This window comes from Microcosmobacter mediterraneus (assembly GCF_031846265.1).
Taxonomy (GTDB): domain Bacteria; phylum Bacteroidota; class Bacteroidia; order Flavobacteriales; family Flavobacteriaceae; genus Microcosmobacter; species Microcosmobacter mediterraneus.
Window position 1 is genome coordinate 144,448 of record NZ_JAVRIA010000003.1, and the last position, 26,447, is coordinate 170,894.

Consider the following 26,447-nt stretch of genomic DNA (forward strand, 5'->3'; position numbering starts at 1 on the left):
AGTAATAAATCACAAATAAGTGTTAAATTCTCAATATTAATAGTATTACTATTATATTTGCAAACCTAAACACTAATTATGGAAAAGTTACTTTCAACATTTAAGATTACTGTCCCAGAAAAAATATTTATAAAAGATCCTGAGTCTTCAACTCTTGGTAAAAAGATCGTAAGCCATGGCATTGACCTTATAGATGACATTGGTTTTGAAGCCTTTACTTTTAAAAAACTTGGAAATAAAATAGGATCTAATGAAAGTTCTATCTATCGTTACTTTGAAAGTAAGCACAAGTTTTTACTCTATTTATCTTCCTGGTATTGGGCTTGGATTGAGTATCAGTTAGTATTTGAAACTCACAATGTACAGGACAAGGAAGATAAACTTATGCGAGCCATAACTATTGTGACTAGAAGTATAAAAGAGGACACTAATTATTCTCATATTAATGAAGTGTTACTTAGTAAAATTATCATTAATGAAAACTCAAAATCATTTTTAACCAAAGAAGTAGACCAAGAAAATAAAGAAGGATACTTCCAAGTCTATAAACGCCTTACGCATCGTTTACGTGATATCATAAATGATTTAAAACCTAGCTATCTACATGCATCTAGCTTAGCAAGTACAATAATAGATGGTAGTTTACATCAGCATTTCTTAAAAGATCATTTTGCCTCAATGACAAATTGCGATAATAGTAATACACCAACAGACTTTTTTATAAACCTGGCTATTAAAACCCTTAAATAATGAAATCCATGACACCTTGGCAACGATTTATTGGTTTAATTCAATTAGAAAAAAAGGATATTTGGCAAGTAGCCTATTATGCCATTTTTTCTGGTTTAGTTGCACTTTCTTTACCATTAGGTATACAAGCCATTATTAACTTAATCCAAGGCGCACAAGTATCAACCTCTTGGATAGTACTTGTAATCTTAGTAACACTAGGCGTAGTATTCGCTGGAGTTCTTCAGATTATGCAACTTCGTATTATAGAGTCTATTCAACAGCGTATTTTTATGCGAGCCTCTTTTGAATTAAGTTACAGATTCCCTAAAATAAAGTTTAACGAGTTAAGAGGTTACTATCCACCAGAGTTAGCCAATAGGTTTTTTGATACCTTAACCATTCAAAAAGGATTATCTAAGATATTGATCGATGTTCCTGCAGCCTTATTACAAATAATATTTGCATTACTCCTGCTTTCCTTCTATCATCCATTTTTTATATTCTTCGGAATTTTAGTTTTGGCATTAGTCTATGTTGTCTTCAAATTTACAGCAAGACGAGGTTTAGAGACTAGTTTAAGAGAATCTAAACATAAATACAAAGTAGCGCACTGGATCCAAGAAGTTGCAAGATCAGTAGTAAGTTTTAAGCTCTCAGGTAGAACTACCTTAGCCTTACAAAAAAATGATGCATTAGTGGTTGATTATTTAGAAGCAAGAGAAAGTCATTTTAAAGTACTAATTCTACAATTTACGCAGATGATTGGCTTTAAAGTTATCATCACTGCTGGATTATTGTTAATTGGTGGTGCTTTAGTGCTCAATCAAGAGATGAATATTGGTCAGTTTGTTGCAGCAGAAATTATTATTCTTTTAGTAATAGCATCAGTTGAAAAACTTATACTTGGCTTAGAATCTTTCTACGATGTACTCACTGCAATTGAAAAATTAGGGCAAGTAGTTGATAGAGAAATAGAATCTCAAGACGGTGAAACTCCAAGTTTTGATGATAATATTAATATTGAACTTAAAAATATTTCTTACGAAGTTAAAGACAGAGAAGATCCTATCATTGACAATGTTTCTTTCAAAATCGATAAGTCTAGCAGAATTTTAATACAAGGCGAGAGTGGTTCTGGAAAATCAAGTTTATTACGTCTCATAGCAGGTATTATTGAACCAACAAAAGGAAACATATTTGTTAACCAATATTCATTCAGTGGAATTTTAACAAATCACTACAGAGCAAACTTAGGATTGTCATTATCAGAGGAAGTTCCGTTTGAGGGAACTATACGAGAGAATATAACATTTGGCGACCCAAATATTTCCGATGAGAAAGTGTTTTGGTCTATGAATTTAGTTGGGCTAAGTGATTTTATTAAACGCCAACCTAATGGATTAAATACCAAACTAAATCCAGAAGGAAAACAGATGTCCTATACTATTTCAAAAAAGATAGTTTTAGCTAGAGCTATAGCAAAATCTCCGAAGCTATTAATATTAGAAGATGCCTTAGATCAGTTTAATGTTGAAGAAACTAATAAGATAATAGATGCACTTACACACCAAGACAATCCTTGGGCTCTTGTAGTAGTAAGTAGTAACAGTCGTTGGCAAAACAATTGTAAAGAAGTTATAAAGTTAGATAATGGTAAAATTTTAAAAGCTTAACACAATGCTGAATATATCTAATAATCATTTAAATAAAAAAGTGCCATTAGACACCTATGAGTCTGGTAAAATCACTTTAGATAGACCTTACGGAAAAACATTCAGAAAGTTCTTGTTGGCAGCAGCTATTATAGGAATTATAATTCTCTTTTTGCCTTGGACTCAAAATATCACAGGACAAGGTTTGGTAACCACATTAACACCAGATCAAAGACCACAAACCATTCAGTCTCAGATTCCTGGCAGAATTGAGCAGTGGTATGTTCGTGAAGGTGATCGTGTTAAAAAAGGAGATACTATTCTTAGAATTTCTGAAATAAAAAGTGACTATTTTGATGATAAACTCGTAGAGCGAACAGGAGATCAGATAAAAGCTAAGTCATCATCAGTAGAGGCTTACAAAGGCAAAGTGCAAGCCAAACGTACTCAAATTGGCGCTTTAAGAAATGAGCAAGTTTTAAAGACAAAACAAGCCAAAAATAAATTAAAACAAGCAAGTTTCAAGGTACAGAGCGACAGTATTGATTTAGAGGCTGCAAAAACAAATAAGAGAATTGCAGAAACACAATATAACCGTATAGAAGATTTACAAAAAGATGGTTATATGGCTGTCAAAGATGTTGAATCTAAACGTTTAAAATTACAAGAAACTCAAGCAAAATTAATTTCACAACAAAATAAATATTTAGCCAGTCAAAACGAAGTTATTAATGCCGAAATTGAGCTATCAAGAATTCAGGCTGAATATGCAGACAAGATATCTAAAACTGAAAGTGAATTATTATCAGCTCAGTCTTCTGGTTTTGATGCAGAGGCTCAGGTTACTAAACTCGAAAACCAGTTTACCAATTATCAAATCAGAAGTAATCTACTTTACATTGTTGCTCCACAAGATGGGTTTATTAACAAAGCTATTGTTGGTGGTATTGGTGAATCCTTTAAAGAAGGACAAGCACTTGTTGGCATTATGCCTTCAAACTACGATTTAGCTGTAGAAACATTTGTAGAGCCTATAGATTTGCCATTAATTCATATTGGCGAAAAAGTACGTGTGCAATTTGATGGATGGCCAGCAATTATTTTCTCTGGTTGGCCAAATGTCTCTTATGGAACTTATGGTGCAGAAGTTATTGCTATTGAACGTTTTATTAGTCCAAATGGTAAATATAGAATCTTATTAGCTCCAGATCAAGAAGATCATGAGTGGCCAGAAGCTCTCAGAGTAGGCTCAGGAGCAAAAACAATTGCATTATTAGAAGACGTCCAAATTTGGTTTGAATTATGGCGAAAATTAAACGGATTTCCACCAAATTATTATCAACCAGAATCATCAGGTTCAAAAAGTTCTAAAAAGAAATGATAACACGTTACCTTACTTACTGTTTTCTAATTTTTGGTTTCATTTTGAATGCGCAAGAGCTTCAGAATACAATGACTTTGTCAGAATATTTAGGTTATGTAAAAACCTTTCATCCTTTAGTAAAACAAGCTAATCTTGTTGTTACAGAAGGGGAAGCTAAGCTATTAAAGTCGAGAGGAGCATTTGACCCTAAAATTGATGTTGATTATGACAGGAAAAAGTTTAAAAACACAGAATATTTCGACAAGCTAAATACAACCTTTAAAATTCCGACTTGGTTTGGTATTGAAATTAAAGGTCAGTTAGAGCAAAATGATGGTGTCTTTTTAAATCCTGAAGCCAACGTTCCTACAGACGGTTTATATAATGTTGGTGTTTCTGTTCCTGTGGCAAGAGGTTTATTAATTAACGAGAGAATGGCTGTTCTTAAACAATCTAAATTATTTTTAGATCAGAGTAAAGAAGACCGAAAACTCCTTGTTAACGAGATTCTTTACAAAGCCACAAAAGCCTATTTTAATTGGCTTCGTTATTATAATGAAAAGGAAGTTTATCGTACATTCTTAGAAAATGCCAACACACGTTTTAAAGGTATAAAGCGAAATTTTGAAACAGGACAGTCTGCAGCTATAGATACTACTGAAGCAAGGATAGCTCTAAATAATAGAAAGTTAAGCTTAGAGAATGCAAAACTACAACTAATTAAAGCTCAGCTAAATTTATCTAATTTTTTATGGATACAAGATACACCAGTTGAGTTAACCGATAATGTTATACCAGATGTTGAAACGCCTAATGTTATAAATGATGCCTTGGGCTTATCAACCATGAGCTTTAATGGATTTGATGTTAATGCGCATCCTAAGATGCAATCTCTAAATTACAAGTTTGAAGGACTCAGAGTAGAACGCAGACTTAATAGAAATAACCTGCTGCCAAAAGTAGATCTAGAATATAATTTTCTCTCTGAAACACCAGAGATAATGAATTCCTTTAATACTGTAAATTACAAAGCTGGTTTAAATATTTCATTCCCATTATTTTTAAGAAAAGAACGCGGAAACTTAAAATTAGCTAATGCTAAAATGCAAGCCACAGAGTTTGAAATTGATGCTACTAGAGTAAGTCTTAATAATAAAATTAATAGTATTAATCAAGAAATTGAATCTTACGATATACAATCTAACCTCACTACAGATATTGTTTCTGATTATCAAAAATTATTGACTGCAGAAGAACGAAAATTTACTGTTGGTGAGAGCTCTCTATTCTTAATAAACTCTCGAGAATCTAAGCTAATTGAAGCACGACTAAAAGCCATAGAAATAGATTATAAGCTTTTTAATTCTAAAGCCAAGTTATTTAATAATGTGGTATTTGATAATCTTTAAAAATCGAGAAAATACAAGCTTTAAGATTTATTAGATTTTTTATCCTATTTTTGAAATAAAATTGCGCTAACCTTCATGGCAAAACACACCATTGATCCTAACAAATGGATTACTCTCTATAGTGATTATCTCTTTAACTACACCATAACACGTGTTAGCGACAGAGCTATTGCTCAAGATTTGGTTCAGGATACCTTTTTAGCTGGTTTAAAGTCTATGGTAAATTTTAAAGGAGAAGCTAGCGAACGAACCTGGTTAATTTCAATATTAAAGCGAAAAATAATAGACCATTATCGTAAAATAAATTCTAATAAAGGGAAAGCAGAAGTAAGAATGTCTTACAACAGTGATTCAGAAACAGAAGGTGATTGGTTAGAGGAACGTGTTGCTGATCCTTTTGATAAAACAGCAGAAGACACTATTGAAAACACTGAGCTTAGTATGGCAATACATGATTGCATTAGTAAGTTACCAACTAAACAAGCTGCAGTTTTTAAAATGAAATCATTATTACATTATGAAACTGAGGCTATTTGTAATGAATTAGGAATTACTGCGTCTAACCTTTGGGTAATTATTCATAGAGCTAGGACTGCTATGGCTGATTGCATGGAAAAGAATTGGTTTTAAAACCTCAACTATGAAAAAACGTTTTTTATTTATAACCTGTGAAGAAGCGATGCATATTTGCAATAAATCGCAGTATAACGAATCTTCAAAATGGGAAAAATTTAAACTAAACATTCGCCTCTCTTGGTGCAAGGTTACGCGTGCCTATTTTAAACGCAATACCAAATTAACAAACATAGTAAATAAGGCTAATACAGAATGCCTTAAAACTGAGGAACGCAAAACTATGGAACAAGAATTCCAAAAAGAATTAGCCAAGCACTAACACTATTACCAACCATAAAACAGGAATACTCTCCACCCAAAAAGCACTGTAATATCTATTCTGATTTGTTTTTGAAAATATCAAAAATAATGCTGTTAAAAAAAAGATTAGTAATACAGCAACTACTTCATTTACATGAAACTCAGGTTTTAAAAATTCAAGGATAAAAAAGAATACTAACAGAAGTAATCCAATAGTTTTTGTATTCTTAATACCAATACGCTGAGGCAAAGTTGCCAACTTTAGACTATCAAAATTAAGGTCTCTTATTTCAAATGGTAACATTAAAACCATGATCAATAAAAATCGTTGAATTAATGTTATAATCACCTCTTGTTTCAATATATCATAGTCAGCATTTATTAGCGGAATCAAAACGCTCACTCCAGCCCAAACTAGAGAGATAATATAAATTTTTAATCCACTAATACTTCTCAAGTTTTTCTGATCATCTAAAAATATTTTTTTAGGTAAAAATGGAATAGCATATAAAAACGTTACTATACCAAAAACACTTAAATACCATAGTGTTTTTGTTGATAACTGGAATGCATAAAAACACATTAATACAAAACATATAGCTGAAAATATTTGAATAACCTTAAGCCAACGTGCAAGACTACGATGATGAAATTTTGCTAAGCCAAAATACTTTATAAAGTTGTAACCAGTTATCGTTGCATAAAAAATAAAATACAATACAGAATCATCATATAACAAGCCAAACTCTTTGAGTGTAATCCAAGATAGTGCATATACAGCTAAAGCCACATGAATACTAGCGTTTAGATAAAAATCAAAAATATTCTTTAAGAGTCGCACCATACAAAAATAACCAAAGTGTTAATAACCTATTCAATTCGTTAAAAACTTAGAAATACCTTAACAAAAAAAAGTGCTTTATTCCTTATTTTTGCACTTCGTAAACATGACCTGTAAATGAACACAACATCCTTTGCTGCACGACATATTGGTCCAAGAGAAGAAGACCAAAAAGAGATGCTTAAAACTATTGGTGTAAATTCAATAGAACAACTTATAGCAGAAACTATTCCTGATGATATTCGATTAAAAGAACCTTTGCATTTAGACGCTGCAATGAGTGAACAAGAGTATTTAGTTCATATTAATGAACTATCTAAAAAAAACAAGGTTTTTAAAACATACATTGGGTTAGGTTATCATCCAACAATCCTACCTGCAGTAATACAGAGAAATATTCTCGAAAATCCAGGTTGGTATACAGCTTACACACCTTACCAAGCAGAAATTGCTCAAGGTAGATTAGAAGCTTTACTAAACTTCCAAACTATGATTACAGATCTTACAGGTATGGAATTGGCTAATGCTTCACTCTTAGACGAAAGTACAGCTGCTGCTGAAGCTATGAGCCTTTTATTTTCAGTTAGAGAACGTCAGCAGAAAAAAGATGGGATTGTTAAGTTTTTTGTGTCAGAACACATATTACCACAAACATTATCTGTTTTAAAAACTAGAGCTATTCCTATAGGTATAGATTTAGTTATTGGAAGTGAAGATAACTTCGATTTCTCGTCAGAATTTTTTGGAGCCATACTTCAATATCCTGGTAAGCATGGTCAAATTACAGATATAAAATCGTTCATTGAGAAAGCCACAAATGCTGGAATAAAAACTGCTGTAGCTGCAGATATTTTAAGTTTAGTAAAATTAGAAGCTCCAGGTAAATTTGGAGCAGATGTGGTTGTTGGGACAACCCAACGTTTAGGTATACCAATGGGTTATGGAGGACCTCATGCTGCTTATTTTGCTACCAAAGAAGCTTACAAGCGTGATATTCCTGGACGAATTATTGGTGTTACCAAAGATGCCAATGGTAATAGAGCGTTACGCATGGCTTTGCAAACCAGAGAACAACATATAAAGAGAGATAGAGCCACCTCAAATATATGCACAGCCCAAGTACTATTAGCTGTGATGGCTGGTATGTATGGTGTATATCATGGACCAAAAGGGTTTAAATTTATTGCCAATTCTATTCATAACAAAGCAAAAGCACTGTCTAGTAGTTTAGAAAAATTAGGATTTAAACAAATTAACAACAACTATTTTGATACTATTAAAGTAGAAGTTAATGCTAAAAAACTGAAGAAGATTGCCCAAAAACGAAAGAATAACTTCAACTATATTAATGATACTTCAGTTTCAATTTCACTAAACGAAACCACATCAACTAGAGATCTAGATTATATCCTCAAAATATTTTCAAAACTAAACGACTCAAAATCATATGAAGTTATTGAAAATGATGCTACTGTTATTCCCGAAGATTTACAGCGTAAATCAGATTTTATGACTTTAGATGTGTTTAACAGCTATCATTCTGAAACAGAATTGATGCGTTACATCAAAAAGCTAGAGCGTAAAGATTTATCATTAAATCACTCTATGATTTCTCTAGGATCTTGCACCATGAAACTTAATGCAGCAGCCGAAATGTTACCTCTAAGTATTTTTAAATGGGGAAATATTCATCCTTTTGCTCCTTTAGAACAAGCCAAGGGTTACCAAATAGTTTTAAAAGAATTAGAAGATCAACTTACTGAAATTACAGGATTTGCCGCTACCTCGTTGCAACCAAATTCTGGTGCACAAGGAGAGTTTGCAGGCTTAATGGTTATTAGAGCTTATCATGAGTCTAGAGATGATTACCACAGAAACATATGCTTAATACCTTCCTCTGCTCATGGTACAAATCCAGCAAGTGCAGTAATGGCAGGAATGAAGGTCGTAGTAACCAAGGCAACTGAAGAAGGTAACATCGATGTTGATGATCTTAAAGAAAAAGCGGAGTTGCATAAAGATAATCTTGCTGCTTTAATGGTTACTTATCCTTCCACACATGGTGTTTACGAGTCTGCAATTAAAGAAATTACTCAGATTATTCATGACCACGGTGGACAAGTATATATGGATGGTGCAAATATGAATGCTCAAGTTGGCTTAACAAATCCAGGAGCTATTGGTGCAGATGTCTGTCACCTTAACTTACATAAAACATTTGCAATTCCACATGGTGGAGGTGGACCTGGAGTTGGCCCAATTTGCGTAGCAGAACAATTAAAACCATTTTTGCCGGGAAATCCTGTGGTTAATACTGGAGGAAATCAGGCGATTACAGCTATCTCTGCAGCACCTTTTGGATCGTCTTTAGCCTGTCTGATTTCATATGGTTATATAAAAATGTTAGGTTCTAAAGGATTACAAGAATCTACAGAAGTTGCAATTTTAAATGCTAATTATATTAAAACACGCTTAGAAGGTAGTTTTGAAACCTTGTACTCAGGAGAAAACGGAAGAGCAGCGCACGAAATGATCATTGACTGCAGACCCTTTAAAACTCATGGTATAGAAGTTGTAGATATTGCTAAACGTCTTATGGATTATGGATTCCATGCGCCAACTGTATCTTTTCCTGTAGCTGGAACTATGATGATTGAACCTACAGAAAGTGAGAGTAAACAAGAGATTGATCGTTTTTGTGAAGCAATGATTTCTATTAGAAAAGAAATTGATGATGCGTCTAAAGATGATTCAAATAATATGCTTAAGAATGCTCCGCACACCTTAGCAATGCTAACAGAAGATGAGTGGTTATTACCATATACAAGACAAGAAGCTGCATTTCCATTAGATTATGTAGAAGATAATAAATTTTGGCCAAGTGTAAGACGCGTAGATGATGCTTATGGTGATCGAAATTTAATTTGCACCTGTGCTCCTATTGAAGCTTATGCAGAAGCTTAATAAGAAATTCAAATATAATTTAAGAACGCTCAACATATTGAGCGTTTTTTTATGGTTTTCATAATTAATGTTCTTTTAATTGCATTGTTGATAAAAATTTCACTTTAAATAGAAATAAAGCAATAAGCTCTAGTTGAAATAGTTAGTTTTGAAAATTAACAACTGACTAAACGTATTGATTATGGCAATTCAAATAACAGGAACAGGAAGTTATATACCAGATTTAATAGAAAAGAATGAAGACTTCCATGAGCATAACTTTTTAAATGCAGATGGTTCTACAATTAATTATCCTAATGAAATAATTGTAGAAAAATTTAAAGATATCACTGGCATTGTAGAACGACGTTATGCTGAAAATCACCTCACCTCCTCAGACCTTGGTGCACTAGCAGCAGAAAAAGCCATAAATAATGCCAATATAGACCCAGAGGAATTAGACTATATTATTGTGGCTCATAATTTTGGAGACGTAAAACACGATACCATACAAAGTGATATTTTACCTTGTTTAGCTTCAAGAATTAAACATAGCCTTCGTATTAAGAATCCAAAGTGTGTAGCTTATGACATCCTATTTGGTTGTCCTGGTTGGGTTGAAGGTGTTATCCAAGCACAAGCTTATATTAAAGCTGGTATGGCTAAAAAATGTTTAGTTATTGGCACAGAAACTTTATCTAGAGTTGTAGACAAACATGATAGAGACTCTATGATTTACTCAGATGGTGCAGGCGCAAGTGTAATTGAAGCATCTGATGATGAAAACACAGGTATTTTAGCGCATGAAACTGCTAGTTTCACATATGATGAAGCTTACTATCTTTTCTTTGGTAAATCTAACAATCAAGAGTTATGTAAAGATACACGTTACATTAAAATGCATGGTCGTAAAATCTATGAATTTGCATTAAACAATGTACCGCAAGCCATGAAATCGTGTTTAGATAAAAGTGGTGTAGATATTTCTGAAGTTAAAAAGGTGCTTATTCACCAAGCCAATGAAAAAATGGATGAAGCCATAATAAAACGCTTTTACAGATTATACAAGGCATCTGTTCCTGATGGTATTATGCCAATGAGTATCCATAAATTAGGCAATAGTTCTGTCGCTACTGTGCCTACACTTTTTGATTTAGTGAAAAACAATAAATTAGAAAATCATAATCTTTCCAAAGGCGACGTTATTATCTTTGCCAGCGTAGGTGCAGGAATGCATATAAACGCCGTAGTCTATAGATATTAATATGTACGAGAATACTTATCCGAATAAGCGGTTTAAATACACCTTAGAGTTCCTTAAAAAACATATCTCTAAAGAGGAAAAAATTCTAGATTTAGGTGTTCAGAATCCCTTTTCTGATATCATGATATCTCAGGGGTTTTCAGTTGAAAATACTACTGGAGAAGATTTAGATGATGAAATCACAGCCGTAAAAAATTCTGAAGCCGATACAGTTACAGCATTTGAAATATTTGAACATCTATTATCTCCTTACTCTGTTTTAAAAGCTATTAATGCAAAAAAACTAGTAGCAAGCGTACCATTAAAACTATGGTTTGCCTCAGCCTACAAAAGTGAAACTGATCCATGGGACAGACATTATCATGAGTTTGAACCTTGGCAGTTTGATTGGTTACTTGAAAAATCTGGCTGGAAAATTATGGATAGTAAGCAATGGACAAATCCCACAAAAAAACTAGGCATTAGACCTCTACTAAGAAGTTTTACTCCAAGATACTACATCGTATATGCTGAAAGAATGTAACTTTGGAAAAACAATTTTCCTTGAAGTTTTATATCATCATACCAGCACATAACGAAGAAGATTCTTTAGCATTAACGCTTGAATCATTAGCAACTCAAACCTTAAGACCTGAGAAAGTAGTTGTTGTAAACGATAACTCTTCAGATGCTACACAAAACATAGCTGAAACGTTTTCTGCTACCTATGATTTTATAGAAGTCCTTCAAAACACCTCATCTAATAAGCATTTACCAGGAACTAAAATAATAAATGCTTTCAATAAAGGTCTAGAAGCATTAGATAACCATTATGATGTTTTATGTAAGTTTGATGCTGATCTTATTTTTCCTAATAATTACCTAGAAAAATTGTCTTTACATTTTAGTGCAAATGATAAAACTGGCATGGTTTCTGGTTTTTGCTACATTCAAAAAAGTAACCAATGGATTTTAGAAAATTTAACCCGAAAAGATCATATAAGAGGCGCTTTAAAAGCTTACAAAAAAGAATGTTTTAAGGATATAGGTGGATTAAAACCATCTATAGGTTGGGATACTGTAGATGAATTATTGGCTAAATATTATGGCTGGGAAATATTAACAGACAATACACTGCATGTTAAACATTTAAAACCAACAGGTGCTAACTATAATAAAGGCTCAAAATATTTACAAGGTGAAGCTATGTATAAACTTAGATTAGGTTTTGCTTTAACTTTGATAACTGCATTAAAAATGAGCTTTAAAAAGAAATCTTTCCCTTTATTTGTAGATTATATAGAAGGCTATTTAAAGGCAAAAAAACATAGTATAGAATTCCTTGTTGATGCAGATCAAGGTCAATTTATCAGAAAACTTCGTTGGAAAGGGATATTTGATAGATTCTCCTAATCTAAAACAAACTCTAATGGCTTTCCTGTTACGGAATTAGGAAAACTAATTCCTAATAATGCTGAAATCGTTGGTGCAATATCCGGAATTACTACTTTTTCTAAAGTCTCACCTTGTTTTATTCCTTTTCCGTAAAACAAAAGTGGTACATGTGTATCGTAACTAAAACCAGAGCCATGTGTTGTTCCTACTCTAGAGTATGAAATTACAGAAGGACTTAATACGACAAGAACATCTCCTGAGCGTTTTTGATTAAACCCATTTTGAAGCAGTACCTCTATTCCACTACTAAATTCTACTGAGCTCATGGTTGTAGCTGTGTAGGCCTTATCTATATGAGGATAACTAATAATTTCATCTACCACTGCTTGCTGCACACCTTGTAGATTTAATCCTAATGATTTTATTTTATCCCTATTCAAAAACACTTGAAAATTACCTGCATCTTCCATTAAATCTGACGCTCCATACGTCGTTGTTAAAAAGAAATTTAGTTTGTTTTTAAAAGCATTTAAATCGTAATAATCAGCAGGGATTTTTAAATCTTTTAAATACGATGGTACATGTACTGCAGCATGATCTGCTGTTAAAAATACAGTATACTCTCCTACACCTATAGTAGTGTCTAGGTATTTAAATAAACGCGCTAAATCTTTATCTAACCTTAAATAAGTGTCTTGAGTTTCTTTAGCATTTACTCCAAATTTATGACCAACATAATCTGTACTAGAGTAGCTTAAGGTTAAAAAATCCGTATTATTATCTTGTCCCATAGATTCTCCATCAAGTGCAGCTATAGCAAAATCAGTAGTTAGACTATTACCAAAAGGTGTAGGCTTAATTATATCAAAACCTCCATTTTCAGCTTGTAGTTTATCTAAATCATAAGGAAAAGATGCTGTGTCTTTACCTCTAAATTTTCCTTCATAAGTATTGATATCTGGTCCACTTTCGGTATATGTTTTAATATCATAAAGCGTATTCCAAACTTTAAAGTAAGACTCTGCTTTATCAGATTTATTAAAGTCCTTAACCCATTTTGGTAAGTCGTCTCTATAATAACTACTAGTTACCCAATTACCTTCGTTTTTACCTTGAAACCAGTAAGCACCATCTGCACTATGGCCAGCTGGCAAAACTGCTCCTCTATCTTTTAAGGCGATACCTATAACTTTAGAACGCTGTTGTGTATGCAGTTGTAATTGATCTGTAACTGTGGTCACAGTCATTCTGTGTGGTGATACTTTACTGTAATCATCAGTTGTACCTACAGATCTATAGTTATTATCATTAACACAATACACCGATTTTTTTTCCACCTTATCATACCAATTATTCCCAATTATACCATTATACTTAGGTGTTGTCCCTGTAAAAACAGCTGCATGTCCTGGCCCTGTAAAGGTAGGAATATAGTTAAAGTGTGTGTTCTTACAATTAAAGCCTTTATACATTAAGCGCTTAAAACCATCTTCTGAAAATTTACTTTCAAAACGTGTGAGATAATCATAGCGCATTTGATCGACTACTATACCAATAACTAATTTAGGGTTATCATTATTTGAACTCCGATAATCTTGAGCTATACAACTCAATCCAAAACACAGGAGTGTTAACGTACTATATAATAACTTGTGCATGACGATTTAATTTATCCAAAAATACAGCTTTTAACACATCTTAAATTAAAATTAAGGTTAAATACGGCTTAGTTTTTTTACTTTAGCATCAACAAAATTGCAGATGAGTTATCTTCATAATATTGGTGCTTATTTCCTAATGATTAAAGAAATGTTTAGAAAACCTACCAAATGGTCGGTTATGAAAACATTGATTTTAAAAGATATTGATGACCTTATTATAGGTTCTCTAGGAATTGTTGCTTTTATCTCCTTTTTTGTTGGAGGAGTTGTAACGATTCAAACAGCATTGAACATTAGTAATCCATTAATTCCAAAATATCTTGTAGGTTTTGCAACAAGACAGTCTGTAATTTTAGAATTTGCACCAACTTTTATCTCTATTATTATGGCAGGAAAAGTAGGTTCTTTTATCACCTCTAGCATAGGAACAATGCGAGTTACAGAGCAAATTGATGCTCTTGAGGTTATGGGAATTAATGCCATTAATTATTTAGTATTCCCTAAGTTTATAGCATTATTGCTTTATCCTTTTGCTATATCTATAGCAATGTTTTTAGGTATACTTGGAGGAATGGCAGCCTGTGTTTATGGAGGTTATGCTACGCTCGAAGATTATGTTACTGGTATACAAACCGATTTTCAAACGTTTCATATTATATATGCATTTATTAAAACTTTTGTTTTTGCATTTGTCTTAGCTACAATACCATCATTTTATGGTTATTTTATGAAAGGTGGTGCCTTAGAAGTTGGTAAGGCAAGTACAACATCTTTTGTTTGGACTAGTGTGGTTATTATTCTTCTAAACTATCTATTAACAAGTTTAATGCTCGGCTAATGATTGAGGTTAAAGACATACAAAAATCATTTGGAGACGCTCATATTTTAAAAGGAATTAGTACGTCTTTTGATAAAGGAAAAACGAATCTTATTATTGGCCAAAGCGGTTCTGGTAAAACAGTTTTTTTAAAATGCTTGCTAGGTTTGTTTACTCCAGAAAACGGTACAATATCCTATGATGGAAAAATATACAGTGAACTTTCAAGCGATCAAAGACGAGATCTAAGAGCAGAAATGGGAATGGTGTTTCAAGGAAGTGCTTTGTTTGATTCCATGACCATAATGGAAAATGTTATGTTTCCATTACGCATGTTTACCAAAATGACAAAAGCAGAAATGGAAGAACGAGCTGATGTAGTTTTACAGCGAGTTAATTTACCTGATGCTCACCATAAAATGCCAAGTGAAGCTTCAGGTGGTATGCAGAAACGTGTTGCAATTGCTCGTGCCATTGTAAACAATCCCAAGTATTTATTTTGTGATGAACCAAACTCTGGTCTAGATCCTAAAACAGCTATTGTTATCGATAATTTAATACAAGAGATTACTGATGAGTTTAATATAACGACCGTCATTAACTCTCATGATATGAATTCTGTTATGGAAATTGGAGAAAAAATAGTATTTCTGAAAGATGGATTAAAAGCTTGGGAAGGCTCAAATGAAACCATTTTTAAAACAGATAATGATGCTGTAACTAACTTCGTTTACTCCTCAAATCTATTTAAAAAAGTGCGTAAAATGTACCTTGATGAAAATGAAAAATAACATTATTCTACTACTAAAGTATCAAGTTTTAGTTTTCCTTTAAACCAAGCTCTTAGTTTTCTTAAATCATCTTTCTTTTTGTCCTCAGTAGTTAAAGAATCTACCCATTTAAATGAGAAAATAGCTAAGGTATCTATCTTAGAAAAGTTTGAGGTAATTTGTTTAGAATAAGAAATTGATTCAATGTTTTCATAGTTTATTTTAGCTTCACTTACCAAATCTTGAAAAGGAATTTGATCACGTTCTAGTCTTGATAATGCCTTTACGCGATCCTCTAAATAACTAATTTTTTGGCTTTGAGAGAGGAGATCTAAAGAATCTCTAGTTCTTAATTCTTCCATGTATTCTAAGTTATTTACAGCTCTATTTTTAATTTGATTTATATATAATTTAGTATTATTTAAAGCTGGATAATCACTAAATCTAGCCTCTAATAAACGTTTTGTTTCATCAGAAATTTCATCATTAGCAAACGGAATGAGTTCAATGATAGATTGATTTTCAGGATCATAAGTTTCAGTTGCATACTTTTTTATGTAGCTAGAATGTGGTAATGCTTCAAGCTCGTTATCAATAAATGATTTTGCATCAGTTTCAAATCTAGTTTTCTTTAAAACATCAATAAAAGTTAATGTAGCAGGTATCATAACAATTATTGCCAATATTGAAGCTATTTGAGCAATACGTTTGCGTTTTTTTGAGTTCGCATAACGCAACATAGGGAAACGTAATAATTTCAGTACAATAAAAGTAGCAAGAGCAATAAAAATGGTGTTAATTGTAAATAAGAACATAGCTCCTACAAAATATTCCCAATTTCCTTTTGCTAATCCATAACCAGCTGTACATAAAGGAGGCATTAATGCTGTAGCAATAGCTACACCAAAAATTACTGACGCTATGGTTCCACGTTTTGTTCTAGCAATAATGAGAGCTAATCCACCAAAAAATGCAATTAAAACATCTCTAATATCAGGAGAAGTTCTACCTAATAACTCAGAGGTATCTTCGCTTAATGGAAATAACCAGAAAAATAAAAAAGCTGTTAGTAAACTTAACACAATCATAGTTACTAAGTTTATCAATGAGCTTTTAAGAGTGTCTATATCATTTAATGCAATAGACATACCTATACCTAAAATTGGACCCATTAATGGAGAAATTAACATGGCACCAATAACAACTGCAGTACTATTAGCATTAAGACCAACAGAAGCAACAAAAATAGAGCAGATTAAAATCCATGATGTAGCTCCTCTAAAAGGAATATCAGCCTTTATAGCTTCAACTGTAGCATCACGATCTGTATCGTCACGAAAGTCTAATAAATTGTTAAGAAATTGTTTAATACTTGCAAAAAAACCTTTGGCTTCTGCTTTTAAGGCCTCTTTAGATTGTTTTACTGCTTCTTCTTTAGAAGTCTCTTCCTCATTAAAATTAAATTTACTCTCTTTATTATCCATAATGTTCTCCAAATTTATCCTTCACTTTTTGTAAAGTTTGCTTGATATCTTGCTCTTTAGCTTTAGGAAAGATAAGTAAAACTTCATCTTTATCTACAATGATATAATCTTTTAGGCCATCAACCACAACAACTTTATCATCTTTAGTTCGTATCATATTCCCAGTGGCATCTTCTGCTAAGGTTCTGGCATTTACAATGGCATTGTTTGCATTATCTTTATCTAATTTATCATATAAACTTCCCCAAGTTCCTAAGTCATTCCAATCAAACGTAGCAGGTATTACATAAACATTTTTTGAGGTTTCCATAATAGCATAATCCACGGAAATATTGTCTGCCTTACCATAATTATCTCTGACAAAATCATCTTCAAAATCGGTATTATATACATCAATACCTTTTTCAAATAACGCAAACAAATTTGGCTGATTATTTTTAAATACTTCAACAACTGTTTTTACGCTCCACATAAATATTCCTGCATTCCACAAAAAATTACCTTGATCAATAAATTGCTTAGCCGTTTCATAATCGGGTTTCTCTCTAAACTGATTTACAGATTTAATAGTTTTAGAATCTGATTTATTAAATTCAATATAACCATATCCAGTATTAGGAAACATTGGTTGGATACCTAAAGTCATCAATGCATTATGCTCTGAACAAAAATTAAAAGCTTGTTGCACATTATCTGTAAAGGCTTGCTCATTTTCAATCCAATGGTCACTTGGTGCAACAATCATAACAGCATCTGGATTTTCTTTCTGTATTTTTAACGACGCATATAATATACAAGGTGCTGTATTTCGCATTGCAGGTTCTAAAACAACTTGGCGTTTGGTTACATTTGGTAATTGTTCAAAGACCAAATCATTATAACGCTCATTTGTTAAGATGAAAATGTTTTCTGAAGGAATTAAATTCGCTAATCGATTAAAGGTTTTTTGGATTAAAGTGTCTCCTGTTCCTAGCATATCATGAAATTGCTTAGGGAAATCTTGAGTACTTACTGGCCAAAATCTTGAACCTACTCCACCAGCCATAAGTATGGCATAATAATTTTTATTTTTCATAATGTTTTTTGTCGTTACCTAATGTATAAGCTTCTAATCTAATAACTCAACTTCTGCATTAGGATTAAATAAATATAACTTACCTGTTGAGAGCTCTACACATTCAAACCGTTTTCTGCGTTTAGATCCCTTTTTAAAAACTCTACCATTGTAAATTTTAAAATCGGAACCTAATGGAATTTCAAAAATATAGCTTTTATCGTTAGGTGGATCAAATTGTTTTAATGCTAAGGCTAATGTATGATCTGTATCACTACTTGCTTTAGGGTTTTTAAAATGTTTAGCTAATAATGGTAACAATTCTATAGGGAAAATTTCTGGTCGTAATAATGGAAGCATTAAATGCTGAAACGTTTGCTTCCATTCTTTTCCGTGAGGTTTAATAACTTGTCCATAAACTTGATAGGCTTTGAAATGAGCAATTTCATGAATTAGAGTAATTAAAAACCTATACGAATTAAGATTTGCATTAACTGTAATCTGATGCTTTCCGTTATGTAATCGTCTGTAATCACCATGCTTAGTTCTACGTTCATTTTTAATTTTTATAACAAGATCACTAACTGATAATAACTCATTTACATATTCGCAGGCATGACTTGGTAAATGTGTATTAATTAAATTAAGCATTAAAGTATATTACTCTTTAATGATTATCATTTCTGAAGTATCATTAACACTCAGTATATAAAATCCTGCAGCAACAGTATTTGGAAACGTTAATGTTGTTGTAGCATTTAACTCATCATATCTTGTTTCTAAAATATCCATTTTACGACCTCTAAGATCAAATAATTCAAAACTATCTTCTTGCAGTGTATTGGTAATATTTACGATTCTGTTTATAACTGGATTGGGATAAATTTCTATCTCATTAAAACCAGGATTAATTACAGTTAATGACGAATCAAAGTATGGTACAGCAAATTCAAAAGTATCATCTGCAACTTTCTCCCCTATAAAACGACCTGGAAGATCATCTGCAGGTGGATGAATTCCTCCCCAAATCCTAGATAAACTAGTTTGATCTGATGCATCTCTATACGTTGCCCACTGTAAAACTACATCTTGTGATGGACCTTCCTCGAAAACTAAAAATTCATTTTGCTTAGCAACAAACTCACCAATACCTCCTGGAAAAAAAGGATCACCTGTTATTTTGGTCATTATTTCAGCAGCTGCTCTAGAATAAGTAGAATGGCCAGAAACATAACCAGCAAAAGGTGGTGTTACAAAGGATGGTCTTTGATAAGGAAACCAATCTTCAGCAAGAATCCAACCAACACCTGCTTGGTCTGTTTCAGGGTTGTTAATAAAATCATGACCTCTCCAGGTATATAATTTTACCTTACCTACATTGACTCCAAAATCACCTGCTAATGGGTCTCCAAATTCAACCAACTCAATATAACCTGGTACTAAAGGTAAACCAGAAATACTGTAATTAGGTAAGTCTGGATCAGAACTTTGACCTTGTTCTGCTCCCATATATCTAATAGCAGAAATTGGTCTAATATAATCGTACCAACCCTTTACACTCCATGCAGAAATAGCACAATCATGCATTGCACCACCCATAATAAAATACGCTTTAACATCCCATTCTAAATCTGATAAGATGTCGCCTTCACCTTCAAAACGTTTTTCAAAATCTGGATGATCTGTTACATAATTTAATAAGGTAAACCAGTGACCAGGTGGAGTTTCAGAATCTGGACCATCAGCCCAAAATTCTGCTAAAACTCTTGTATAATCTGCTCTTGGAACTAAATTTGGTTCATAAGGACTATTAGTAATAGGATTAAGTGCATGTCCAGTTCCTACATCACCTCCTTCTAAATAATTATAAAAGCTTGGATAGTCTTGAAAATCCGTTGGGAAATTACTTATGTCTGTATTACCTATTGCTCCTGGTGAAATATCCCAAACAACACCATCGGAAGGATCTAAATGAGATTGCCAAATACTAACCATCGAAAATCCCCATTTGTATTGATCACTCATCATATTATTTTCAGTAGTACTGACATTAGGAGGGCTTGAAGGATCATGAAAAACTCTATACGTATTTCCATCTCGCTCATATAAGGTTACATCATCTTCACTCAATGCAAAGCCTTTTACATTTCCCCATTCTGGACTTAAAAAAGGTGGAGTATCTGCATCAATAACCTGACCTCCTTGATCTATAAAAATATCGAGACTTAAAGGTTGCCAACGATTAGGATCATTTATTGGAAGATTTGTGTCTATATCTAAAGCATAAGGCTCATTAACTGGTTCATAATAAGCATTATCATATCCTGTTTGTTCTCTCGCACCATCCTGATTTCCATATGCAATGATAACTTCTGCAATATAATTACCAAGTGCTGCTGCATTTCCAAATTGATAATTAGTAGATACATTAAAGGCTGGATTATAACCTAATTTTTCCATCAATAAATCAAATCTAGCCTGACTAGATTCTACTCCAGGAGAATTTTGAAACCTATGACTTAATAGCCTGTAAGCTGCAAAACTAATGGCTTCTCTTTGAGATTCTTCTAAAGAGTTTATAGGTGTGAAATCTAATAGTTCACTGGTAAACCCTTGAACATCGTTACCAATAAGATATGGTCTTGCAACATCATCATAAATAGACCAAGCATCATACATTGCTACGCTTGTATGAAATAAGTTTCTAGCATGTACTGTTGGCCTTGCAAAATCGTTTCGAATTGCAGATAATAAAGCTTCATTCCATAATCGTGCTACAGAAACTCCTTCAGGGAATTCATCTGCATTTAAGGACACTAAAATACTCTGTTCCAAGCTAGAGCATAAGTCGTCTGATTCTGTAACTGAGACTATTCCTGTTTCTTCGATATCCCATTTTACAACAATAGTATCTGTTCCTTGACCTTGAGTAATGTGACCTCCAGAAACAGACCAAGATGTTGTAGAACCAACACTAATAGGATATGTATAGGTTTGCTCGCTTAAAAAAGAAGCAGTTGTTGCGCCATCAATAGATTGTGCTTCTAAATATGTACAAGTACCATCATCTAATGTAGCGTCAGGATTATAATTACAAGAATCTGGGTCTGTACAACCATATATTTTCTGACTTGGTTCTATATCTAAAACTTCATAACCACTACCTTCAGTTGCTCTAATAATTGTATTAAAGTCTAAATTGTTGTGCGTTTCTTCGAGTCCTGATGGCCATTTTATTGTAAGTGATGTAATCGTTGCAGCTTCTTTTAATCCGAAATGGATTGGCAATTGACTCTGACTAAAAAATCCAACACCACTTTTGTATCGTAATAATGTTCCTTCAGTAGTATTTAACTCTAAAATAGCACCTATAGCATTTCTATTAGAAACTGTACCTCTTAGTTCTACTTTAAACCATTTAAAGGGTGAAGATTGATCAAATTCTATACTTTTATTTTCATAGAAATACGATTGCCCATTAGAGTTGGTAACAAAAAGATCTAGATCGCCATCATTATCGTAATCAAAATCTATGGTCTCTACACTAATAGTAGAATCCGCGAGTCCATAACCAATAGTAACATCTTGAAACGAATTAATACCTTCAGCAACTAAACTTCTATAATAAACATTAGTTTCATCACTTCTATTTTCAAAATCAAAACCATTAACAACAAAAAGATCTTCGTCACCATCTAAGTCAAAATCTGCAAAGCGTGCTCCCCAAGACCATCCTGTACTATTTAAACCATAAGTATTTGAAGTCTCTGAAAAGCTATTTGAACCATCATTTTCTAATAATGCATTCTGATCGATTCCTGTGATAAAAAAATCAAAATCTTGATCTTGATCAAAATCACTAATGGCAATTCCCATATCATCAATCATATTATCTAATCCATATGAAGAAGCATCTTCGATAAACGACGTACCAGATTGATTAATGTAAGCGTAGTTTGGATCGTCAAAATCATTGGCTACAATAAGATCCATCCATCCATCAGAATTAATATCAAATGGAAAAGCTACGTAACTATAATAAGACTCGGTTTCAGTTAATCCTAGAGCATCTGTGACATCTGTGAAAGTACCATTACCATTATTTCTGTATAAAGAATTGGAATTACACGCATTCCAATCACTAAAATAAATATCTAAATCACCATCATTATCATAATCAAACCAAGTTGCGCCAGTATTTAAACAGCTATTTACAACTGGTAATCCTGCAGGTAAAGTGGCTTCTAAAAAAGTACCGTTACCCATATTTCTAAACAACTGAATTTTATTAGAATGTGTAAAAATAATATCTGGGAAACCATCATTATTGTAATCTCCCCAAGATACTCCAAACTTAAAACCTTCTTGGGCTAAAGACCCTTGCGTGATATCATCAGTAGTTAGTAAGTTTACCAAACCAGAGGCTTGTGTTACATCTGTGAATGTACCATTGTTATTGTTTCTGTAGAGCTTACTAATAGTGGTAGGGTTACCATCATCTTCTATTGCATTGGCTACAATAAAAATATCTAAATCATTATCTGCATCATAATCCGCTACTGCTACACCATTGTTGTTAGTAACACCAGCAAAACCTGATATCATCTCAGCTCTCTGAAACGTCTGAGACTGAACCAAAACACCAAAACAAAATAACAAACAGCATAATCTTAACTTCATATCCAATTTTTTTTGTAAATATAATTAATTGTCAATCAAATTTAAAAGATTGTATGGCTCAAGAGGTTTTAAAAGACAAACTAATAGTCAGTTGATTAATCAAGGTGTAGAATTAGATACCTGAAGTAGTTTTCCGTTATAATAGTTCTGACCTGTGAGAGCAAAATTTGCAATATATGTTGCCATATCAATAGCTGACGTTGGTGCTTTATATCCCGGAAAAGCCTCCTCTAACATTTCGGTTTGAACTGCTCCTAAAGCTAATACGTTAAAACTTGGTCCAGATTCTTTGTATTCTTCTGCTAGTAATTCTGTAAGTGTAATTACTGCGCCTTTACTAGAACTGTAAGCTGCTAAACCTGGAAATTTTAATGAGCCTTGAACACCTCCCATTGAACTGATGTTAACTACGTGTCCATCATTCTTCATAAATGGTAATACAATTCGTGTTAATTCAGAAACTCCAAATACATTGGTAGTATAAACGTTTTTAAAATCTTCAAAAGATGTCTCACTAAATGGTTTATTTAGTAAGGTGCCAGCATTATTAATTAGAACATCAACGTGTTCCCATTCGTCTGTAATAAATTTTTGAACGTTTTGATAGTCTTCTTTCTTAGATAAATCAAAAGAAAATGAAGTAATATTATCAAAATGGAGATTATTAACGGGTTGTGCATTACGTGATAACGCTAGCACATTATGACCTTGGTTTGCAAATAAATGCACGAGTTCAAACCCAATACCTCTACTTGTTCCTGTGATTATGATATTTTTACTCTTCATTTAAAACCACTTCTTTTACAGATGCATTCATCATACCTTCTAAGGCTGGAATCATCTTATTTATAAATTTGGTCATGTGTTCATAATCCATTTTATCAGCCTCATCATCTACATGGTGATAATAGTCAAAATTTGTAAAATCAAATGTTGAAATAGCATGAGCTGGAATATTTAATTCTTTAAAAAATGGAAAATTATCTGACCTAAAGAATAAATTAAATTCTTTGGCTTTAGGGAAAAATCCAACGACTTCTTCACCGCCATACTTATTTAATATTGGTGCAAAATTAGAACGATTATAACCACTCATATAAGCCATTGATTTGTCTGCTGCTCTTGGTACACCAATCATTTCAAAATTAATCATGGTATACGCATTTATACCTTCTTCTTTTAATCTCGCAGCCAAATGAGCAGATCCTTTTAATCCCATTTCTTCTGCAGAATAGAGTGTGATTAATATACTCCTTTTGTTAGTTTTTGATTTTGAAAAATATCTTCCAAACTCCATAGCAGCGATAGTCCCAGAAGCATCATCGTTAGCGCCATTGGCAATGTTATCTCCATTGACTTCTTTACCAAATCCAATATGATCGTAATGACCACCAAGAATTATAAATTCATTTTTAAGACTTGGATCATTCCCTTCAATCATACCTACAACATTGAATCCTTTGATTATCTGCTCTGGATTAGCACTTCTACTGTTTTTAAACTCGAAGTTATCACGATACGTTTCAAAATATGGTTTAATATTATTTGCCTTGAAATAATTTTCAATAAACACTGCAGCTTTTTCGATGCCTTCACTTCCTGTTGCCCTACCTTCTAACTCATCAGAAGCAAGATAATCCATACTTTTTTGAATATCTGATGCTGTAATAGTAATCCTTTCTGGTATTACTCCATCTTTTCCATCTTTTCCATCAGCTGCTTTTTTTTTAACTGAACAAGATATTAATACTAATGAAACAAGAAATATTATTGTTTTTTTCATTTGAAATTTGATTAGGTTATAAAGATAAAAAAACCTGTTTCAAATAAATGAAACAGGTTTAATAATATTATTGATTCTGAATCAACACTTCGACATGCTCAGTGCAACGATTCAGAATGACAAGACAATTTAAACAAGCATAGTGACAGGATTCTCAATGTATCCTTTTAATGTTTGAAGGAATTGTGCTCCAGTCGCTCCATCTACAGTTCTATGATCACAAGCCATAGTCAACTTGATAGTATTTCCAGGAACCACTTGACCATTTTTAACTACTGGCTTAGAAACAATTGCACCAACAGATAAAATTGCAGAATTAGGCTGATTTATGATCGATGTAAAACTCTCTATGCCAAACATTCCTAAATTAGAAATGGTGAAAGTGCTGCCTTCCATTTCATCTAAAGTCAATTTCTTATTACGCGCTTTACCAGCATAATCTTTTACCGCTGCACCTATTTGCGTTAAACTTTGCTCGTTAGCAAACTTAACCACAGGAACAACTAATCCATCTGGAACTGCTACTGCAACACCAATATGCACATGATTATTCAGACGCATTTTGTCGTCAAACCATTGCGAATTTACTTGTGGATGCTGACGCAGTGCTAAAGCACATGCTTTAACTATCATATCATTATAAGAAATCTTAGTATCTGGCAATGAATTGTATTGCGCTCTAAATGCAATAGCATTGTCCATATCAAACTCCACATTAAGATAATAATGTGGTGCCGAGAACTTAGACTTCGCTAAATTTTTGGCAATCGCCTTACGCATGTTAGAGTTGGCAACTTCATCAAAGTCTTCTTGTCCTGTTGGAACAAATTTAGCCACAGGAGCTGAACTCGAAGCTTGAGTTGATGGTGTGAAATTTTCAACATCTCGTTTAACGACACGACCATTTTCTCCTGTGCCTTGAACTTGTGATAAGTCTATATTCTTTTCGGTAGCTATTTTCTTGGCTAATGGTGAAGCAAATATTCTTCCGTTGGACGATGAAGTTGAAACTGAACTCGAAGTCGAAGCTTCTTTTTTAGCTTCAACTGGTTTTGGTGCTTCTTCTTTTTTAGGTTCGATTTTCTTTTCATCTGAACTACCAACCTTAAAGTTTTTAGCTACAGCTGATACGTCAGTTCCTACTGGACCTATGATTGCTAAAAGCGCATCTACTTTTGCAGACTCACCTTCTTGTAAACCAACATGCAATAAGGTTCCTGATTGAAAGGACTCGAACTCCATAGTAGCTTTATCTGTTTCAATCTCAGCTAAAATATCGCCTTCCTCAACTTCATCACCTACTTTTTTTAACCAGGTTGCAACTGTCCCTTCTTCCATAGTGTCACTTAATCGTGGCATAGTAACCACGATAACGCCTTCTGGTAACTCGATCTCGTCAGCTGATGAAGATTCATCTACAACTTGAGATTCCTCGACTGCGCTCGGAATGACATTTTCTTTTGTATCTGAAGCGCTTCCATTCAACAAGGCAGAGATATCTTCACCTTCTTCTCCAATTATCGCTAATAATTTATCAACTTCTGTAGTTTCTCCTTCTTGAACACCAATATGTAATAGCGTTCCTTCATAAAAAGATTCAAACTCCATGGTAGCCTTATCAGTTTCGATTTCCGCAAGAATATCGCCTTCAGAAACTTTATCTCCAACTTTTTTTAACCATGATGCTACAGTACCTTCTTCCATGGTATCGCTTAAACGCGGCATATTTATTACTTCAGCCATA

Annotated in this window: 21 protein-coding genes; 12 read left to right on the forward strand and 9 right to left on the reverse strand. The window is 33.1% G+C overall.

Translation table 11 applies throughout. The features are described 5' to 3' along the window. Positions 1 to 78: 78 nt before the first annotated feature. From RM697_RS07180 to RM697_RS07205, 6 genes are all read left to right on the forward strand, one after another. Positions 79 to 750: a TetR/AcrR family transcriptional regulator gene (locus RM697_RS07180; protein ID WP_311427189.1), complete on the forward strand. Its 672-nt coding sequence runs from the start codon at positions 79 to 81 to the stop codon at positions 748 to 750. Continuing rightward, on the forward strand, positions 750 to 2,405 hold the full coding sequence (locus tag RM697_RS07185) for a peptidase domain-containing ABC transporter (protein WP_311427190.1): 1,656 nt from the start codon (positions 750 to 752) through the stop codon (positions 2,403 to 2,405). Before RM697_RS07180 ends, RM697_RS07185 begins: the two co-directional genes overlap by 1 nt. A gap of 4 nt (positions 2,406 to 2,409) precedes the next feature. After that, positions 2,410 to 3,765: an HlyD family secretion protein gene (locus RM697_RS07190; RefSeq protein WP_311427191.1), complete on the forward strand. Its 1,356-nt coding sequence runs from the start codon at positions 2,410 to 2,412 to the stop codon at positions 3,763 to 3,765. Next, positions 3,762 to 5,156: a TolC family protein gene (locus RM697_RS07195; protein WP_311427192.1), complete on the forward strand. Its 1,395-nt coding sequence runs from the start codon at positions 3,762 to 3,764 to the stop codon at positions 5,154 to 5,156. The genes RM697_RS07190 and RM697_RS07195 overlap by 4 nt, the downstream gene beginning before the upstream one ends. Before the next feature lie 75 nt (positions 5,157 to 5,231). Then, on the forward strand, positions 5,232 to 5,786 hold the full coding sequence (locus RM697_RS07200) for a sigma-70 family RNA polymerase sigma factor (protein ID WP_311427193.1): 555 nt from the start codon (positions 5,232 to 5,234) through the stop codon (positions 5,784 to 5,786). 10 nt (positions 5,787 to 5,796) lie between these two features. Further along, the gene (locus tag RM697_RS07205; protein WP_311427194.1) at positions 5,797 to 6,051 is read left to right on the forward strand and encodes a hypothetical protein; all 255 of its coding nucleotides are present in this window, start codon (positions 5,797 to 5,799) and stop codon (positions 6,049 to 6,051) included. Here RM697_RS07205 and RM697_RS07210 read toward each other — a convergent pair. Further along, positions 6,037 to 6,876: a UbiA prenyltransferase family protein gene (locus RM697_RS07210; protein ID WP_311427195.1), complete on the reverse strand. Its 840-nt coding sequence runs from the start codon at positions 6,874 to 6,876 to the stop codon at positions 6,037 to 6,039. The genes RM697_RS07205 and RM697_RS07210 overlap by 15 nt on opposite strands. Positions 6,877 to 6,990: 114 nt before the next feature. On the opposite strand from RM697_RS07210, the gene gcvP reads away from it, so the two are divergent. The 4 genes from gcvP to RM697_RS07230 all read left to right on the forward strand — a co-directional run bounded on the left by gcvP (position 6,991) and on the right by RM697_RS07230 (position 12,472). Then, the gene (gene gcvP, locus RM697_RS07215; protein ID WP_311427196.1) at positions 6,991 to 9,837 is read left to right on the forward strand and encodes an aminomethyl-transferring glycine dehydrogenase; all 2,847 of its coding nucleotides are present in this window, start codon (positions 6,991 to 6,993) and stop codon (positions 9,835 to 9,837) included. 181 nt (positions 9,838 to 10,018) lie between these two features. Continuing rightward, on the forward strand, positions 10,019 to 11,080 hold the full coding sequence (locus tag RM697_RS07220) for a 3-oxoacyl-ACP synthase III family protein (RefSeq protein WP_311427197.1): 1,062 nt from the start codon (positions 10,019 to 10,021) through the stop codon (positions 11,078 to 11,080). Position 11,081: 1 nt separating this feature from the next. Further along, on the forward strand, positions 11,082 to 11,603 hold the full coding sequence (locus RM697_RS07225; protein ID WP_311427198.1) for a class I SAM-dependent methyltransferase: 522 nt from the start codon (positions 11,082 to 11,084) through the stop codon (positions 11,601 to 11,603). A 20-nt stretch (positions 11,604 to 11,623) separates the two neighbouring features. Beyond that, positions 11,624 to 12,472 carry a glycosyltransferase family 2 protein gene (locus RM697_RS07230; protein ID WP_311427199.1) on the forward strand — a complete coding sequence of 283 codons (849 nt, stop codon included), beginning with the start codon at positions 11,624 to 11,626 and terminating at the stop codon, positions 12,470 to 12,472. On the opposite strand, the gene pafA is transcribed toward RM697_RS07230, so the two are convergent. Continuing rightward, a complete protein-coding gene (gene pafA / locus RM697_RS07235) occupies positions 12,469 to 14,112 on the reverse strand; it encodes an alkaline phosphatase PafA (RefSeq protein ID WP_311427200.1) in 1,644 nt (547 codons plus the stop codon). The two genes, RM697_RS07230 and pafA, sit on opposite strands and share 4 nt — an antisense overlap. Before the next feature lie 103 nt (positions 14,113 to 14,215). Between pafA and RM697_RS07240 the strand changes: the two genes are divergently transcribed. After that, the gene (locus RM697_RS07240; protein WP_311427201.1) at positions 14,216 to 14,953 is read left to right on the forward strand and encodes an MlaE family ABC transporter permease; all 738 of its coding nucleotides are present in this window, start codon (positions 14,216 to 14,218) and stop codon (positions 14,951 to 14,953) included. Continuing rightward, on the forward strand, positions 14,953 to 15,723 hold the full coding sequence (locus tag RM697_RS07245; protein WP_311427202.1) for an ABC transporter ATP-binding protein: 771 nt from the start codon (positions 14,953 to 14,955) through the stop codon (positions 15,721 to 15,723). Before RM697_RS07240 ends, RM697_RS07245 begins: the two co-directional genes overlap by 1 nt. Before the next feature lie 2 nt (positions 15,724 to 15,725). Here RM697_RS07245 and RM697_RS07250 read toward each other — a convergent pair whose 3' ends face one another. The 7 genes from RM697_RS07250 to RM697_RS07280 form a co-directional block, all read right to left on the reverse strand. Continuing rightward, on the reverse strand, positions 15,726 to 17,186 hold the full coding sequence (locus RM697_RS07250) for a DUF389 domain-containing protein (RefSeq protein WP_311427203.1): 1,461 nt from the start codon (positions 17,184 to 17,186) through the stop codon (positions 15,726 to 15,728). Then, positions 17,179 to 18,261 (reverse strand): mannose-1-phosphate guanylyltransferase, encoded by a 1,083-nt coding sequence (locus tag RM697_RS07255; protein WP_311427204.1) that lies wholly within the window; start codon positions 18,259 to 18,261, stop codon positions 17,179 to 17,181. The genes RM697_RS07250 and RM697_RS07255 overlap by 8 nt, the downstream gene beginning before the upstream one ends. A gap of 33 nt (positions 18,262 to 18,294) precedes the next feature. Further along, positions 18,295 to 18,891 carry a SprT-like domain-containing protein gene (locus RM697_RS07260; protein ID WP_311427205.1) on the reverse strand — a complete coding sequence of 199 codons (597 nt, stop codon included), beginning with the start codon at positions 18,889 to 18,891 and terminating at the stop codon, positions 18,295 to 18,297. A gap of 9 nt (positions 18,892 to 18,900) precedes the next feature. Then, positions 18,901 to 22,920 (reverse strand): FG-GAP-like repeat-containing protein, encoded by a 4,020-nt coding sequence (locus RM697_RS07265; protein ID WP_311427206.1) that lies wholly within the window; start codon positions 22,918 to 22,920, stop codon positions 18,901 to 18,903. A gap of 99 nt (positions 22,921 to 23,019) precedes the next feature. Further along, positions 23,020 to 23,706 (reverse strand): SDR family NAD(P)-dependent oxidoreductase, encoded by a 687-nt coding sequence (locus RM697_RS07270; RefSeq protein WP_311427207.1) that lies wholly within the window; start codon positions 23,704 to 23,706, stop codon positions 23,020 to 23,022. After that, a complete protein-coding gene (locus RM697_RS07275) occupies positions 23,696 to 24,703 on the reverse strand; it encodes a M28 family metallopeptidase (RefSeq protein ID WP_311427208.1) in 1,008 nt (335 codons plus the stop codon). The genes RM697_RS07270 and RM697_RS07275 overlap by 11 nt, the downstream gene beginning before the upstream one ends. A gap of 129 nt (positions 24,704 to 24,832) precedes the next feature. Further along, on the reverse strand, positions 24,833 to 26,446 hold the full coding sequence (locus RM697_RS07280) for a pyruvate dehydrogenase complex dihydrolipoamide acetyltransferase (RefSeq protein ID WP_311427209.1): 1,614 nt from the start codon (positions 26,444 to 26,446) through the stop codon (positions 24,833 to 24,835). Position 26,447: the final 1 nt, after the last annotated feature.